Origin of the sequence: Pseudoxanthomonas sp. CCNWLY206-1, from assembly GCF_039710385.1 — a bacterium.
Lineage (GTDB): Bacteria > Pseudomonadota > Gammaproteobacteria > Xanthomonadales > Xanthomonadaceae > Pseudoxanthomonas_A.
In genome coordinates this window covers 227,818-243,550 of record NZ_JBDKXI010000001.1, presented here as the reverse complement: position 1 = coordinate 243,550, position 15,733 = coordinate 227,818, and the positions used below count along the sequence as shown (strand labels likewise).

14 protein-coding genes are annotated in these 15,733 nt (G+C 61.5%); 4 read left to right on the top strand and 10 right to left on the bottom strand.

Annotated elements, in window-relative coordinates; all coding sequences use genetic code 11:
- Positions 1–46: 46 nt before the first annotated feature.
- Positions 47–529: a glutathione peroxidase gene (locus AADW18_RS01080; RefSeq protein WP_337341500.1), complete on the bottom strand. Its 483-nt coding sequence runs from the start codon at positions 527–529 to the stop codon at positions 47–49.
- A 187-nt stretch (positions 530–716) separates the two neighbouring features.
- Between AADW18_RS01080 and AADW18_RS01075 the strand changes: the two genes are divergently transcribed.
- On the top strand, positions 717–1,313 hold the full coding sequence (locus AADW18_RS01075) for a hypothetical protein (protein WP_337341499.1): 597 nt from the start codon (positions 717–719) through the stop codon (positions 1,311–1,313).
- A 47-nt stretch (positions 1,314–1,360) separates the two neighbouring features.
- On the opposite strand, the gene AADW18_RS01070 is transcribed toward AADW18_RS01075, so the two are convergent.
- Entirely contained in the window at positions 1,361–3,403 is a 2,043-nt protein-coding gene (locus tag AADW18_RS01070) for an amidohydrolase family protein (protein ID WP_337341498.1), read from the bottom strand.
- 141 nt (positions 3,404–3,544) lie between these two features.
- Here AADW18_RS01070 and AADW18_RS01065 point away from each other — a divergent pair, with 141 nt between their 5' ends.
- Complete coding sequence (locus tag AADW18_RS01065; protein WP_337341497.1) at positions 3,545–5,722, top strand: M3 family metallopeptidase; 2,178 nt, start codon at positions 3,545–3,547, stop codon at positions 5,720–5,722.
- Positions 5,723–6,050: 328 nt separating this feature from the next.
- Here the strand turns inward: AADW18_RS01065 and cfa are convergent, their stop codons facing one another.
- From cfa to AADW18_RS01050, 3 genes are all read right to left on the bottom strand, one after another.
- Positions 6,051–7,169: a cyclopropane fatty acyl phospholipid synthase gene (gene cfa / locus AADW18_RS01060; protein ID WP_337341496.1), complete on the bottom strand. Its 1,119-nt coding sequence runs from the start codon at positions 7,167–7,169 to the stop codon at positions 6,051–6,053.
- A gap of 9 nt (positions 7,170–7,178) precedes the next feature.
- Positions 7,179–7,970, bottom strand: a complete 792-nt coding sequence (locus tag AADW18_RS01055; protein WP_337342090.1) for a DUF4163 domain-containing protein — start codon at positions 7,968–7,970, stop codon at positions 7,179–7,181.
- 128 nt (positions 7,971–8,098) lie between these two features.
- Positions 8,099–8,377: a GNAT family N-acetyltransferase gene (locus AADW18_RS01050; RefSeq protein WP_337341495.1), complete on the bottom strand. Its 279-nt coding sequence runs from the start codon at positions 8,375–8,377 to the stop codon at positions 8,099–8,101.
- Positions 8,378–8,561: 184 nt separating this feature from the next.
- Here AADW18_RS01050 and AADW18_RS01045 point away from each other — a divergent pair, with 184 nt between their 5' ends.
- The gene (locus tag AADW18_RS01045) at positions 8,562–8,765 is read left to right on the top strand and encodes a hypothetical protein (protein ID WP_337341494.1); all 204 of its coding nucleotides are present in this window, start codon (positions 8,562–8,564) and stop codon (positions 8,763–8,765) included.
- A gap of 119 nt (positions 8,766–8,884) precedes the next feature.
- Here the strand turns inward: AADW18_RS01045 and AADW18_RS01040 are convergent, their stop codons facing one another.
- The 3 genes from AADW18_RS01040 to AADW18_RS01030 all read right to left on the bottom strand — a co-directional run bounded on the left by AADW18_RS01040 (position 8,885) and on the right by AADW18_RS01030 (position 11,830).
- Positions 8,885–9,538 carry a hypothetical protein gene (locus AADW18_RS01040; RefSeq protein ID WP_337341493.1) on the bottom strand — a complete coding sequence of 218 codons (654 nt, stop codon included), beginning with the start codon at positions 9,536–9,538 and terminating at the stop codon, positions 8,885–8,887.
- Positions 9,539–9,623: 85 nt separating this feature from the next.
- Positions 9,624–10,238, bottom strand: coding sequence for a rhomboid family intramembrane serine protease (locus tag AADW18_RS01035; protein ID WP_337341492.1), 615 nt, complete (start codon positions 10,236–10,238; stop codon positions 9,624–9,626).
- Positions 10,238–11,830 carry an oligopeptide:H+ symporter gene (locus AADW18_RS01030; protein ID WP_337341491.1) on the bottom strand — a complete coding sequence of 531 codons (1,593 nt, stop codon included), beginning with the start codon at positions 11,828–11,830 and terminating at the stop codon, positions 10,238–10,240. The genes AADW18_RS01035 and AADW18_RS01030 overlap by 1 nt, the downstream gene beginning before the upstream one ends.
- Positions 11,831–11,958: 128 nt before the next feature.
- Here AADW18_RS01030 and AADW18_RS01025 point away from each other — a divergent pair, with 128 nt between their 5' ends.
- Positions 11,959–13,731 carry a M14 family metallopeptidase gene (locus tag AADW18_RS01025; protein ID WP_337342089.1) on the top strand — a complete coding sequence of 591 codons (1,773 nt, stop codon included), beginning with the start codon at positions 11,959–11,961 and terminating at the stop codon, positions 13,729–13,731.
- 163 nt (positions 13,732–13,894) lie between these two features.
- Here the strand turns inward: AADW18_RS01025 and AADW18_RS01020 are convergent, their stop codons facing one another.
- On the bottom strand, positions 13,895–14,647 hold the full coding sequence (locus AADW18_RS01020) for a glutathione S-transferase family protein (RefSeq protein WP_337341490.1): 753 nt from the start codon (positions 14,645–14,647) through the stop codon (positions 13,895–13,897).
- A 163-nt stretch (positions 14,648–14,810) separates the two neighbouring features.
- Positions 14,811–15,698 carry a ZIP family metal transporter gene (locus AADW18_RS01015; protein ID WP_337341489.1) on the bottom strand — a complete coding sequence of 296 codons (888 nt, stop codon included), beginning with the start codon at positions 15,696–15,698 and terminating at the stop codon, positions 14,811–14,813.
- Positions 15,699–15,733 lie beyond the last annotated feature (35 nt).

The window sequence follows — 15,733 nt, the reverse complement described above, 5'->3', positions numbered from 1 at the left end:
TTGATCCCGTCGGGTAGCGGCTTCTAGGCGGCTTCTACAAAGCGGCTCAACTCAACGCCTTCTCGATATCTCCCGCCAACGACTCCGGCTTGTCTTTAGGCGCATAGCGCTTGATCACCTTGCCGTCGCGGCCGACCAGGAACTTGCTGAAGTTCCACTTGATGGCGTCGATGCCCAGCAGCCCGCTCTTCTCCTGCTTCAACCATTTCCACAGCGGATGCGCGGCATCGCCGTTGACGTCGACCTTGGCGAACATCGGGAAGCTGACATCGTAGTTCAACGAACAGAAATTGCGGATCTCGGCTTCGTCACCCGGTTCTTGATGACTGAACTGATTGCAGGGAAAACCCAGCACCACCAGTCCCTGGTCGCGGTAGTCACGCCACAGTTTCTCCAGGCCGGTGTACTGCGGCGTGAAGCCACACTGGGACGCCACGTTGACTACCAGCAGCACCCTGCCTTGGTAATCGGACAGTGGACGTTCTACGCCTTCGATGTCTTTGGCGGAAAAATCGTACGCGGTGGTCATGGCGGTCTCCTGAAACTTCCAGGAGGTATCAGACACCGGTTGCTTGCATTCGGCAAGTCGCGTGCCACCGCCGGACGCTGATCCGAGTTTGGCAAGAACTCCTTCGTTCATGACGGTGGGCTATTTATATTCACTACGAAAATGTTCTAGCCTTGCCGACGCCTTGTCTCGTTCGGAGCCTACGACGATGCAGCATGCCCCCGACCCGTCATCGATGGCCACCCTTTACGTCCACATCCGCATCCTGCTGGGGATGATCGTCGGTCTGGGGCTGACCCATCTGCTGCGCAACCTGGCGAAAATCGTTGAACGCCCCAAAGCACGCCGGGTGTACTGGGTGCATCTGATGTGGGCGCTCTTCATGTTCATGTACCTGCTGCACTTCTGGTGGTGGGAGTTTCGCCTGACTCACCAGCCCCATTGGGATTTCAATATCTATTTCTTCGTCACGATCTACGCGTTGTTGCTGTACCTGCTGTGTTCGCTGATCTTTCCCGAAAGCGTGGACGAGTACCAGGATTACCGAGACTATTTTTATACACGCCGGCACTGGTTCTTCGGTCTGCTGGCGGTGATGTTCCTGGTCGACATTGGCGATACCGCCATCAAGGGCGGCGAATACCTTCGCCAGCTGGGCAGCGAATACTGGTTCCGCAATGCGGCGTACGTCATTGGCTGTATTGGGGCGATCGCGTTTCGCAGCCCGACGTACCACGGCGCCTTTGCCGTGAGCGCGCTGTTGTACGAATTGTCATGGATCGTGCGACGTTACGAGGTGCTGTGACCATCGAGATTTCACGTAGACGAAAGGGGCTGCCCCGATGCACTGCATCACTGCTGTGACGATTGCACCTTCACCGGCTCAACAAACGGCTTGATGCCCAACGCCTCATCGATCTCGCTGGGGTAGTAAGCTTTCCCATCCTTGATCACCAGCGCGACGTTGCGAATGTCGGCGATGTCGCGAGTGGGATCGCCGTCGACCAGCACCAGATCGGCGCGCTTGCCCGGCGCAATGGAGCCGCTGTCTTCCAAGGTGCCGCTGTATTTGGCGCCATTCCAGGTAGCCACTTGCAACACCTGGGCCGGAGTCATGCCGGCTTGCACGTATAGTTCCAACTCCCGTTGCAGGGTAAAACCGGGCAATTCGTCGGTACCCGCCACGATCGGAACTCCGGCGCGGTACATGCGGCCGACGAACTCCACCAGCTTGTCGAACGAGCGCTTATAGCGTGCACCGGTGGCATCGTCCGGGATGTCCATTTCTGCCGCACGCCGCTCGCGTTGCACGTCGGGCGGAAGATGCTCGGCTACGTCGGCGACGATGGGCGACAACTGGCCGTCGCGCTGATGCAGGAACTCGAAAGTCGCCAACGTTGGGTCGATCACGATCTGCTTGCGAGCCAGTTCGGCAATGAAGTCCTGCACCGGTTTGGACTCGAAGTCCAACCCGTCGGTCTTGTCCGCCACCAGATAGAAGCGCTGCAGGGTCCGGGTGTCGGTCTCAGGTGTGACGAAGAAATTCAGCATCACTTGATTGATGTGCTGGATTTCATCGTAGCCCTGGTCCATCACATCCTGCGCGCGCATGAACGCCGGTACGTGCCCGCTGACGCGCAAACCGCGCTCATGCGCGTAGGCAGCGGTATCGCGCAGCATGGTTTTGGGAAAGGAGTTGTAGATCTTGATCTGCCGATAGCCGTGGTCCGCGTACCAATCGATCGCCTTCTTGGCGTCGGCAAGATTCCCCACCAGGAAACCACCGTGCGAAGAGTGCTCGCTCTTGCCCTCGATATAGCCGGTCGGAATAACGCGCGGCCCCAGCAGCGTGCCCGCCTTTTCGTCGGCAATCAGCTGCTGCAGCGTCTCGTTGTCATTGCCCATGTCGCGAACGCTGGTCACGCCTGCCGCCAGGTGAAGACCTCCGTCCCAGCGACCCATGTGCGTATGCATGTCATAGAGGCCGGGCAGCAATACGCGGCCATTGGCTTCCACCGCGTGATCGGCACTGACCGCCACCGCGCTTCCGGCAGGCCCCATCGACACGATTCGACCATCGCGCACCACCACGTCCGATGCCGCGCCCAGCATTGCCTTTTCGCTATCGAACACCCGCGCATCGCGGATCACGGTGGTGCCCTCCAGCGGATGCGCCAAACGCTGGTTCATTGCGACCAGTACGTCATTCTCAGCCTGCTTCTGGCGCTCTTCCAACGCATCGGCGTTGGCTTGCCAGCCGTCCTCGATCATCTGCAGAAAACCGGGATAGATATAGGCGAACAGCCTCGGCTCGGCATCCGTGGTCACCCAGACGAACGTCGGCGTGAAGCCGATGCCGGTCAGCGACAACAGTGCGACCGAGCGCTTGCTGGCACCCGCGGACACTTCGGCCGTCGCCAATTTTCGCTGGGTCAGCGTGCCGCCGGGTATCAGCGGCAGCTTGCCGTCGGCGCGTTTGGAAAGTGCGGCGATCGCGACGGAATATGCCGCCGGCGTGCCGCCCAGCGGCGTATACAACGCGGTGCCCGCAAGGGACTTCTCGCCAGCATCGGAGGTTGATTTCCATTTGCCCACGTCGCCTTCGCGAACGAAGCTTTCGTCCACGGGTGCGCCGAATGTAGAGCTGCCCTTGACCTGGTAACGCTTGAAGGTGCCGTCCGCGGCCAGTTCATACTCCTCTTTCAGTTCCGGGCCGCGGCCATTGTCCTTGAAGATGAAATCCGCCCGGGCGGCGCCATCGCCGCCGCGCTCCACCACCAGCTGGCCGGCCTGCTTGCCGCCATGCACCAAGGCGACGTAACGCAGGGTTTCCGCCGCCAGCGCGGGAACCGCAGCCATCAACAGGACGAAGGAAAGGACGAGCGCACGCTTCATGGCAACTCCTGATCGGCCGGGGAACCCTGTCCCTCAGCATGGCCCTGGCGCCCTGCCCGTTGCCCATGTCTTTCGTCATGGGTCCGGACTGGGGGCTTGGGTTACCCTTTAAAGTCCACATTTGGAAGGAAGCTACGCTTCATGACCACCCGCCTTGCTCTCGCGCTTGCCGCGACCCTTGGAATCGCCATGCCCGCCTACAGCCAAGCCGCTCCCGCGGCCACCACGGAAGCTGCCAAGGCGGCCAATCCGTTCTTCGCCGAAAGCCCGTTGCCGCTGCATTACCCGCAGTTCGACAAGATCAAGGACAGCGACTATGCCCCGGCCTTCGACGCCGGCATGGCCGAGCAACTGAAGGAAGTGGAGGCGATCGCCAATAATCCTGAAGCCCCCACTTTCGACAACACCATCATCGCGCTGGAAAAAAGCGGCCAAGTGCTGGACCGTGCCACCACCGTGTTCTTCGCGCTGGTCGGCGCCGACACCAACGACGCTCGCAACAAGCTACGCGCCGACTACTCCACCAAGTTCGCGGCCCACGGCGATGCCATCAATCTGAATCCCAAGCTGTTTGCACGCGTCAAGGCGCTGTACGACAAGCGCGAATCGCTGGGCCTGGATGCCGAAGGCGTGCGCTTGGTCGAGCGCTATCACACCAACTTCGTGCGGTCCGGCGCCAACTTGTCCGAAACCGACAAGACCAAGCTGAAAGACATGAATGCCGAGCTGGCTGCCTTGGGCACCAAGTTCAGCGATAACGTCTTGAAGGAAGTCAATGCTTCGGCCTTGGTCGTCGATGACGCGAAGGAACTGGACGGCCTGACGGAAGCGCAGATCGCCACCGCGGCCGAACTGGCCAAGAAGCGCGGATTGGAAGGCAAGTACCTGCTGACCCTGTTGAACACCACCGGTCAGCCACCGGAATCACAACTTACCAATCGTGCCTTGCGTCAGCGCCTGCACGAAGCATCGGTGACCCGCGGCAGCCGCGGCGGTGAGTTCGATAACACCCAGATCATCTCCCGCATCATGAAGCTGCGTGCCGACCGCGCCAAGCTGCTGGGCTACCCCAACCATGCCGCGTATGGCCTGGAAGACCAGACCGCGCGTACGCCGGAAGCCGTGAACGCCATGCTGGGCAAACTGGCGCCGGCCGCCGTGGCCAACGCCAAGCGCGAAGCCGCCGACCTGCAGGCGATGATCGATAAGGAACAGGCCGCCAAAGGCCAACCCAGCTTCAAGCTGGAGCCATGGGATTGGGCGTTCTACAGCGAGAAAGTGCGCGCGGAGAAGTACAACTTCGATGAATCGCAGCTCAAGCCGTATTTCGAACTCAACAACGTGCTGGAAAATGGCGTGTTCTACGCCGCCACCCAGTTGTACGGCCTGACCTTCAAGAAGCGCACCGACCTGCCGGTCTACCATCCGGACGTGACGGTGTACGACGTATTCGACGCCGATGGCAGCCAGCTCGCCATCTTCATTGCCGACATGTACGCGCGCGACTCCAAGCGTGGCGGTGCGTGGATGAACTCGTACGTCTCGCAGTCGGCGCTGTCCGGATACAAGCCCGTCGTCGCCAATCACCTCAACATCCCGAAGCCGCCGGCCGGCGAGCCGACACTGCTGACCTGGGATGAAGTCACCACCGCGTTCCACGAATTCGGCCATGCATTGCACGGCATGTTCTCCAACGTGAAGTACCCGTACTTCAGCGGTACCAGCGTACCGCGCGATTTCGTGGAGTATCCGTCGCAGGTCAACGAGATGTGGGCCGACTGGCCGTCCATCCTGCAGAACTACGCCAAGCACTACCAGACCGGCGCACCACTGCCGCAGGCGCTGCTGGACAAGGTGATCGCCGCCTCCAAGTTCAACGAAGGCTTCAAGACCACCGAGTATCTGGGTGCCGCGATGCTGGACCAGCGCTGGCATCAGATCACCGCTGACAAGGTGCCCAACGCTGCCGGCGTGATGAAGTTCGAAGCCGCAGCGCTGACGGCCGACGGTATCAACTACCCGCCGGTACCGCCGCGCTACAAGACGCCCTACTTCAGCCACATCATGGGCGGCTATTCGGCCGGCTACTACGCCTACATCTGGTCGGAAGTGCTGGACGCCAACAGCGTGGAGTGGTTCAAGAACAACGGTGGCCTGAAACGCGAAAACGGCGATCATTTCCGCAAAACGCTGTTGTCGCAGGGCGGCAGCCAGGACGCGATGAAGATCTTCCGCGACTTCGCCGGCCACGATCCCAAGATCGAGCCTTTGCTGGAAAAGCGCGGCCTGACGGCACCGGCCACGCCCGCCGCCAAGTAGTCGCTTTAAGCATCGAGCAGCACCGCCACGCCACCTTCGGGTGGCGTGGTTGTTTTGGTGCTCACCGTGAGCGGCCTGTCACCTGTAGGAGCGGCGTCTCGCCGCGAGCTCTTCGCTTTTGTCGCGATCCGATGGGAAGAGCTCGCGGCGGGACGCCGCTCCTACATAAGAGGAACGTGTCGTGTGGAAACGTTGTCCACAGTGCATGTGGATTGTTGCTGCACAAACATGTGGATAACTCCGTGCGCGCCAGCTGCGGCAGGGCTGTCAAGCGGGTTGATCAAAAATTGATCAAACTGAAAATGCTTGCAAGGCCGGTCCAAAACGGCTATCGCGCGGCGAGGTATCCGCCCGGCACTCCACGCGGCGATAGCGCCACTTGCCAGAGTTGCGAGCGACGGCTGCGGAACGTCGCCATGGATGCGGCCAGGTAGTAACGCCACATGCGGCGGAACCGCCCGTCGTACTGTCCGTCCAATGCGGGCCACGCGCGTTCCACGTTCGCGCGCCATGCCTGCAGGGTGCGATCGTAATCGGTACCGAAGTTGTGCCAATCTTCCATCACGAACAAGCCTTCCACCGCCTGCGCGATCTGAGCGATCGACGGCAGCATGGAGTTGGGAAAGATGTAGCGCGCGATCCAGGGATCGGTGCGGTGTACCGACCGGTTGGTGCCGATGGTATGCAGCAGGAACAGACCGTCGGCAGGCAGGCATCGCCTCACGACTTCGAAGTAGGTGCGGTAGTTCTTCACGCCCACGTGTTCGAACATGCCCAGCGAGAACGCGGCGTCGAAAGGCTCGTCCAGTTCGCGATAGTCCTGCAGACGAATGTCGATGGACAACCCGGCGCACAACTCGCGGGCGAACTCCGCCTGCTCGCGCGAAATGGTCACGCCCACTCCGCTGATGCCGTAACGCTCAGCCGCGTACTTCAGTGCTTCGCCCCAACCGCAACCGATGTCGAGCACCCGCATGCCGGGCTTCAGCTGTAGCTTGCGGCAGACCAGGTCCAGCTTGGCTTCCTGCGCCTGATCCAAGTCTTGCGCCTGGCGCCAGTAACCGCAGCTGTAGACCAACCGCTTTCCCAACATGGCGCGGTAAAGATCGTTGCCCAGGTCGTAATGGCGGCGCGCGACTTCAACCGCCCGATCCGGCGATTGCAGGTTCAACAGACGGGCGCGTAGCGCATCCCACACTTCGCCCGCACTGTGCACGTGTTCGTCGAGCCTGGCTTCCAGCAAATGGTAGATCAGGCCGTCCAGGGACTCGGCGTCCCACCAGCCGTCCATGTAGCTTTCACCCAAGCCCAGCGAGCCCTGTCCCAGGAGCCGCGCATATAGCCGCGGATCGTGCACCTGCATATCCCACGGCCGCGTACCGTCGATTCGCACATCCGCCTTGGCAAGCAAGCCGCCCACTCGGTGTTCGAAGCGTGCGTGCGGCATGCGCGATACTCAGCTGGCGAACAAACCGGCGTATTCGGGCGCGATGTGCGGCAGCAGCACCTCCGCGGGCACATCCACCGTCTGCGTGCCGTCCGCGTACGGACCCACCTGATAAGGCGGGAACACGAAACGCAGCGCCGTGATCTTGCCGTCGGCGTTCAACAGCGGCACGAACTCGGAAAAATTCTCCGCCTCGGGCCGGGTGCCTTCGTCGATCATGCGCGTCGAAGTTTTCATCAGCTCCATGCGATCAGCCGGATCCAGATCGTCGGCTGCCGCACGTGATTCGGCGATGGTGAGCAGCTGCAGGCGCACGTAGTCGCTGATGGGCTTCCAGTTCTGCGTCTGCGGCACCAATTGCGCGGCGCTCAGCAGTCGGTTCTGCTGCGGCAGCCATACGAAACGCGCGATCAGCGGTTGGCCGTGCGCTCCGCCGGTATAGCGGCTGCCATCGGCCGCCACCGCCACCAACTGTGGCGTTTCCACCACTTGCTCGAAGCTCAAGGATAGTTCGTACGGAGCGCTGGGCTTGTCGTTGCCGAAAGCCTCCACCGCTTCCATCAATTCAGCGCGTGCGGTGTCGGAATAGTCTCCCAGCACCTTGGCCAGACCCGGATACTTGTTGATCGTGGGCGGATAGCTGATGCCGACGACGTAGCGGTCATTGGTCTCGATCACGTCCTTCAACTCAACCGGACCGGCAGGCTCCGTCGCGGCCGGAGCCTGTCCCGGCTCGGCCGGGGGCGCCGTACCGACTGCAGGCGCCGCCTCATCACGCTTGCAACCAGCCAGCGCGAGCATCAACACCGAGATCAGTAGCGCATGCCTCAGCAGCGCGTGTTTGAGACAAAAATTCACGATCGGGCTCCTTCCGCTTAGTGGCTGACAGTTTATGCCGCGCCGCTGCGCGTCTCCAAGGTCACCGGCAATCAGTCCACCAGATCTGCGTATTCCAGATGTCGCCGAATATAGGTGGCGGCGTAGGAGCACGTGGGCGTTACCCGCAACTTGTTGGCGCCCGCAAAATCCAGCGCGGACTTCACCAGCTGTGCGGCGATCCCGCGGCCGCCGATGGCCTCCGGAACGGTGGTGCGGACGATTTCCATCCGGTCTCCGTCCTGGCGGTACTCAACCGCTCCTTCATACCCATCCACTTGGGCAAGGAACCTGCGGCGGGTCGGATCATGCTGGATATCGAAATGGGTCATGTCGTTCTCTCGGGCTATGCGTGTTGAGGGCCGCTCCAGCGGCAAAATAGGACGCACCACGTCACATTCATCGTTGTGAAGTGGCTCTCACGAGGCAAAACAAGCGATTCAGGCGAACGGGGAAAGTTGGCACGGTTAATGCGTCAGCCTCGGTGACACCCTTTCCATGCTTTCGGAGTTTGCCATGAGCCTGATCGACAACCAGCCGAGCATCGCCGACCCCAACGATTTCACTCTGTTGGAAGGCCTGTATCAGCTGACCATTACCGGCCATACCCATGACTGGGAGTTCGAGCGACTCAACAACGCTGTTTACGAGCGCCTGCTGTCGGCGTATGCCGGGCTGGAAATCGGCAGCGCCAGAACTTCGCACAGCCTGGTGGGCTGAGCCACGCCGCGCCTGCCCAAGCGCTTCTCATGGGGCGAAGTTCGCTCCATGGATAACGTCCCGCAGCCGGCCCCCGCGTTCCTCACAGGGGCGTTCCCGAAGAAGATCGCGAGCACTTTTCAGCGATTATCCCGCTTGCCCTGGTTGCGGCGGCCCTGCGAGCTCATGGTGCCCTGAATCGCTTTCTCGCGGCTCTCGGCCGCATGCAACTCGGTGAGTTTGGCGGGTTCGACCGACTGAGTTCCGAACTCCTTTCCGCCGCCATTGTTTGGCGTGTCCAGCGCCTGCCAGGGCTGCTGCTCGCGGTCATGTTCCTGCTTCTGCTCCAGCAACTCGTGCATCTTGGCCGTCGCTTGCTCAGGCGTGATGCGCTTGGGTACCGCTGCCTTCTTGGCGACTTTCCGACCTGCTGATTTCTTTGCCGCTGTCTTGCTGGGCCGCTTGGCGGCACTTGTCGCGGTCTTCTTCGTCGCGGCCGCTCCGGTCTTTTTCGTCGGGCGCTTGGCGGCAGTTGGCTGCGCCACTTTTTTGGCGGCGGTCTTGCGCGCGGTACCTTTCTTGGCGGCCGTCTTGCCGGCGGCTTTCTTGACCGTCGCCTTTTTTACCACCGGTTTCTTGGTCGCCGACTTCTTAGCGGGGGCCTTCTTGGCGGGGGCTTTCTTGGTGGCGGATTTCTTGGCGGTGGCTTTTTTTGCGGCGGCTTTCTTGGCGACGCGCTTCTTGCTTACCGCCGATTCGCTTGCTGCCGACTTGCGTGTTTTGGCTGTAGCCATGTCGTTCTCCAGTGATGGCACCGCACCGGAAATAACATGGTCAACCTTCAGATAAAGTGAGCGTTTCGCGCTATTGCCACTAGCATCAGCCACCCGGCCGCAGCAACGTCTGCAGGAAATGCGACAGCACTCGCGGCTCCATCGCCAGCATGAACAACACGCCGAATGCCGCGCCCGCCAAGTGCGCACCGTGGTTGATGTTGTCGCCGCCGCGCTTGTCCATCCAGATGCTGTAGCCGAGGTACAGCACCGCGAACACGATCGCCGGCATGGGAATGAAGAACACGCCGATGCGCGCCCATGGATTGATCAGGATGAAGGCGAACAGCACCGCCGAAACCGCGCCCGAAGCGCCCAAACTGCGGTAGTTGGGGTCTTTCTGGTGTTTCAGGTAAGTCGGCAGGATCGATACCACCAGGGCGGCGAAGTAGAACGCGACAAAGGTCCACCGATTGCCGCTGAGCTCGGTGATGATGTCTTCCATCACCCGGCCGAAGAAGAACAGCGTGACCATGTTGAACAGCAGGTGCCAAAAATCGGCATGGATGAAGCCGTACGTCACCAGCCGGTCATATTGCTTGTGGCGGTCTATCGCCGGCGGCCAGAGGATCAGCCGACCGGCTAGCGCTGGACTTTTGAATGCGAGCAGCGTCACCACACAGGTGACCGCGATCAGGATGAAGGTGATCGGCGACGACATCAGGCTTCCTTGGTAGCGCGGTAGTGGTCTTGCATCGGATAGCGCCGCGCATACAACGCGAACGCCAGTGCCGCGAGGAAAGCGAAACCGGCAAAGAAGAACGTCAGGAAGGCGTTCTCGCTCAGCCCGGTACTGGCGATCTGTCCGATCACCACTTCATTGCGGACCGCCGCGTTGGTCAACAGTACCCACAGATTGCCGTACGACACCGACAGCAGCCAGAAGCTCATGATCGCTCCCTTCATCGAGCGTGGTGCCTGGCTGTAGGCGAACTCCAGCCCGGTCGCCGATACCAGTACCTCGCCGAAAGTCAGCAGCAGGTACGGCAGGATCTGCCACGCCAGCGACACCGGATCCCCGCCGTCGATCCACAGTTGGAGCACGCCGGCCGCCACCCAGGCCAAGCCCGAGAAAGCGATGCCGAAGCCCATCCTGCGCAGCGCGGTCGGCTCGAACCCCATCCGCCGCAGCAGCGGATACAGCACCAGGTTGTTGAAGGGAATCAGCAGCAGGACCATGATCGGGTTCAGTGCCTGCATCTGCCCTGCCGTCACCACCAGCTTGCTTGGCCACCACCATGCTTCATGGGGGATATGCATGGTCTGGCCCTGCAGCACCCATGTCGAGGCTTTCTGATCGAACAGCGACCAGAACGGGGTCACCAAAGCGAACACGATCAGGATCCGCAACACCGCGCGCACGCCGTCGATCGCCACCGCCGGATGCGAGCCGCTCGCGCGGTCGAGTTGTATCGAGGTACCTATGCCCACCAGCGCTATCAGCAGGCCCAACCCAATCAGCACCGCCTTGACGAAGCCCATGGCTGGAATCAGCCCCAGCGATGCGACTGCCAGCACGATGCCGGCCATCGCCAAACCAGTGCCCAGGCCCCTGCCCGGCGCCGATCCGAACAGCGCGCTGCGCACCACATTGAGGAATGAATCCGGCTCAGGCGGCGAAGGCGGCATGTGCACGTACTTGCGCCGGCCCAGCCAAAAAATGAAGGTAGCGATAAACATCAGGATGCCGGGAATACCGAACGCCACCGCCGGTCCATAGTTGCGCAGGAAGATCGGCATCAGCAGCGAAGCGAAGAACGAACCGAAGTTGATGCTCCAGTAGAACGCGTCGTAGACGATCTTCGCCAGATGCTTGTTGGACTGGTCGAACTGATCGCCAACGAAAGCCGAAACCAAGGGCTTGATGCCGCCGGAACCCAGCGCGATCAGGAACAGGCCGGTGTAGAAGCCGGTGCGGTTCTCTTCGAACAGCGCCAGGCACGCATGGCCGACGCAGTACACCAGCGATAGCCAAAGCACGGTGTTGTATTTGCCGAAGAAGCGGTCGGACAACCAACCGCCCAGCAACGGGAAGAAGTAAACGCCAATCACGAAGGTATGGAAGATATCCTTCGCCGCGCCCTCGCGATCCGTCTCGGGCAGATAGGCCAGCAGGATGCTGCTGACCAGGAAGGGCACCAGGATGTTGCGCATCCCGTAGAAACTGAACCGTTCGCACGCCTCATTGCCGATGATGTAAGGGATCTGGCGGGGCAAGCGACCCGGCTGGGTGGCGTCGATCGTAGTACTCATCCGAACTTCCGGTGCAAATTTTTGGAAGGTTACCGTATCCGCTCCAGGGGGTCGAACCTCTTCGGTCATGCTGGGCGCAGCGCGCGTTCGCAGGCATCATGAGTCACATTTTCCCCACCTACCCCCTTATGCCCAAATTGCTCTGTGCGGCCCTGCTGCTCGCCTTGACCTTGCCCGCCGCCGCGCAAACCACTGCGCCTGCGACTGCCGATCTGACCACGATCGCCGAGCGTTCCGGCTTCATCCAAACCGGCCGCTACGCAGAAGTACTGTCGCTCTGCGACGCTTTCGCCAAGCGTTATCCCAGAGCAGTGCGTTGCATCAGCTTTGGCACATCACCTGAGGGCCGGCCGATGAAGGCGCTGGTGGCCTCCACCAGCGGCGCGTTGACTGCCGATCAGGCCCGGCGTCGCGGCCTGCCCGTGGTGCTGATCCAGGGTGGCATCCACTCCGGCGAAATCGATGGCAAGGATGCGGGTTTCCTCGCGCTACGCGAGGTACTCGAAGGCAAAGCCGCAGCCGGTGCGCTGGACAAGCTGGTTTGGGTGTTTGTTCCGGTATTCAGCGTGGATGGACACGAGCGCTTCGGCGCCTGGAACAGGCCCAACCAGCGCGGGCCGCAGGAGATGGGCTGGCGCACCACCGCACAGAATTTCAATCTGAATCGCGATTACCTGAAAGCCGATGCGCCGGAGATGCAGGCGATGCTGCAGCTGGTGGAAACATGGGATCCGCTGGTAACCGTCGATCTGCATGTCACCGACGGCGCCAAGTTCGAACACGACGTCTCCATCCAAGTCGAACCCGTGCACGCCGGTGACGAGGCGCTGCGCGTTAGCGGCCGGGCGTTGCGCGACGGCGTCATCGCCGATCTTGCCAAACAGGGTTCGCTGCCGCTGCCGTTCTATCCCTCGTTTGTCGTCACCGACGACCCCGCATCCGGTTTCGAAGACAGCGTGCCGCCGCCGCGCTTCTCGCATGGCTATTTCCTTCTGCGCAACCGCCTTGCCATGCTGGTGGAAACGCATTCGTGGAAGGAATATCCGGTACGCGTGGGAATCACCCGCAACACCGTGGTTTCTGTGCTGGAACGAACCGCCGAACAAGGCGCCGAGTGGCGCAAGCTGGCCGACGCCGCCGACGCCCGCGCCTCGGAACTGGCGGGCCGGAACGAGCCACTGACCTACGCCGCCACGGCCGAATCACGGCAGATCGATTTCCGCGGTTACGAATACACGCGCACTCCTTCGGAAGTTTCCGGTGCGGTGATGACCCGCTACGACGAAACCAAGCCGCAGGTCTGGAAAATCCCGCTGCGGGACAACATCCAGCCCGGCGTCGTGGTCGCCGCCCCGAAAGCCGGCTATCTGATCCCCGCTGCGCATGCGGCCTGGGTCGGCTCCAAGCTTCAGCAGCACGGCGTCAAGTTCCGCAAGTTGGCGAGCGCCTCGCAGACCGCGGTCGAAACCTTCCGCGCCAGCAAGACCAGCTTCGCCCCGCAGTCGGTGGAAAGCCATCAGCGGCTGACGGTGGAAGGCGCATGGAAGCCGGAGACGCGGGCGATACCTGCGGGCTCGCTGTTCGTCCCCATTGCACAACCGAAATCCCGACTGGTGATGGCGCTGTTGGAACCGCTCGCACCCGATTCGCTGCTGGCCTGGGGCGAGTTCAACAACGCCTTCGAACAGAAGGAATACATGGAAGACTACGTTGCCGAAGACGTCGCCCGGGAAATGCTGAAAGACCCGGCGGTGAAGGCCGAATTCGACAAACGCTTGAAGGAAGATCCTGAGTTCGCCAAGAATCCCGCCGCACGCCTGCAATTCTTCCACCGCAAGCATTCGTCCTGGGACGAACGCTACAACCTGTATCCGGTGATGCGTGCGGTGACAACGCCATAGAGTACGATCTCACGCGATCTAACGTAGAGCGGAGCTGCGTCTCGCGATGGCACCGAGTCAGTAGCAATGATGCCGTCGCAACCGCAGACGATAGGGAATAGCCGCTAAAAGCTGACCCCCAAGAGCAGCCGAGCAAGCTCGGCTCTACAAAACCCAGCAACCGTCACTCCAACCGCATCACGCCACGTCGCGGCGGTGCGTTGCCTAGCGTTTCCGACGTCAGCGGTGCGCCCATTTCGGCCAACACCTCGCGTTGCTTGTCCAACGGCGTGCGCACGGTTCGGTTCTCGAATTCGGCCAATTTCTGGAAGGCGGGCAACGCCAATGTCCGCTCGACGAAAGCCGCGGTGCGCGGCCAGCGTTGCGGATCGATGGCATAACGCACGAAGGCCGCATTGCGGAAGAAGCTGGCGATGGCGATATCGGCGATGGAAATGTCGCCGAATACATGGCCTTCCGCAGGCAGGTGCTGTTCCAGATAATCCAGCGCCACCGGCAATTCCACATCACGCGCCTGGCTCACTATTTCATCGTTCGTGCCTTCGCCGAATACGAATCTCTTGACGCCAATCTGGAAGAACATTCGCCAGATCAGCACCTCGCCAAGATAGGTATCGGCGTACTCCTCCAACCAGCGCGCGCGGGCTTTGTCCGCTGGATTCCGCGGGTACAGCGAAGGCTCAGGGTAACGGTCTTCCAGGTATTCGCAAATCACCGTGGAATCGTTCAACACCAGGTCGCCATCGATCAGTATCGGAATGCGGCGCAACGGGCTGAGTTCGGAGAAGCGCTCATCGCCAACGAAAGGCGCAATGGGATCGATCTCGTAAGCAATGCCTTTCAACTCCAGGCACACCAGCACTTTGCGCACATAAGGCGAAATGTAGTTACCGATGATCTTCAGGGATTGGCTCACTTGGGCGCTCCTTCTGCGGACGGCGCAGCGTGCGTTCGCCGCGGCGAACGGTCAAGTGCAATGGCCAAGCGTGTAGGGGTCTCGACCCGCCACACCGCGGACGTGTTTTTCCGATAGCAGATTGGAGGTGGTGACGTTGAGGGTGATGGCGGGTCAAGCCCCCCTACGACAACGCCGTATCCAGCAGCATCATCAGGCAGAAGCCAATCGCCAGACCTAGAGAAGCGGACACACCGTGGCCATGGCGGTTGGATTCGGGGATCACGCTATTGCTTACCGCGATCAGCATGGCGCCAGCCGCGAACGCCAAGCCCCAGGGCAACAGCACCGAAGAAATGCCCACCGCCCAAGCGCTGAAGACGGCCGCCACGGGCTCCACCACACCAGAAAAGGCGCCGATGAACACTGCCTTGGCACGCGCCATGCCCGCACTGGCCAGGATCAACGCCACCACCAGGCCTTCCGGAACGTCTTGCAACGCGATGCCCATCGCCAGACTGCCGGCTTCGGGCAGACCGCCTCCGGCAGCCACGCCTACAGCCATGCCCTCCGGGATGTTGTGCAGCAGGATAGCCAGCACGAAAACCAGGACGCGGGAAGATACCAACGGGAGTTGAGCATCCAAGGGATCTTCCACCAGCACACGGTCCAAGCCCAACAGCGCCAGTGCGCCCAGCAGGATGCCGGCACTGATCAGGAAACCGGCGCCCCAAGGCGAGTAGCCTGAAGCCTGTGCGGATTCCAAACCAGGCAGCACCAGCGAGAACGCAGTAGCAGCCAGCATCACCCCCGCCCCGAAACCCAGCAGCCCATCGGCCAGTCGCTGCGGAAGCCCCCGCACCACCAGTACCGGCAAGGCACCCACGGCCGTAGCCAATCCGCACAAAGCGCCACCACGCAACCCGGTCCAGACACCGCCCGCGTGCAGTTCAGGCGCGGCGCTCCAGAACAGCAGCCCTATGCAGGCCAGCAAGATGGCCGCGGCCGCCACCAGGTACGGCCACGAGGCCGACGCTTGCGTATACGCCAACGGCTGCAGGACACGGTTCATTGCGAACTCCACTGCACTCGGTCGTCGCCGTCGCC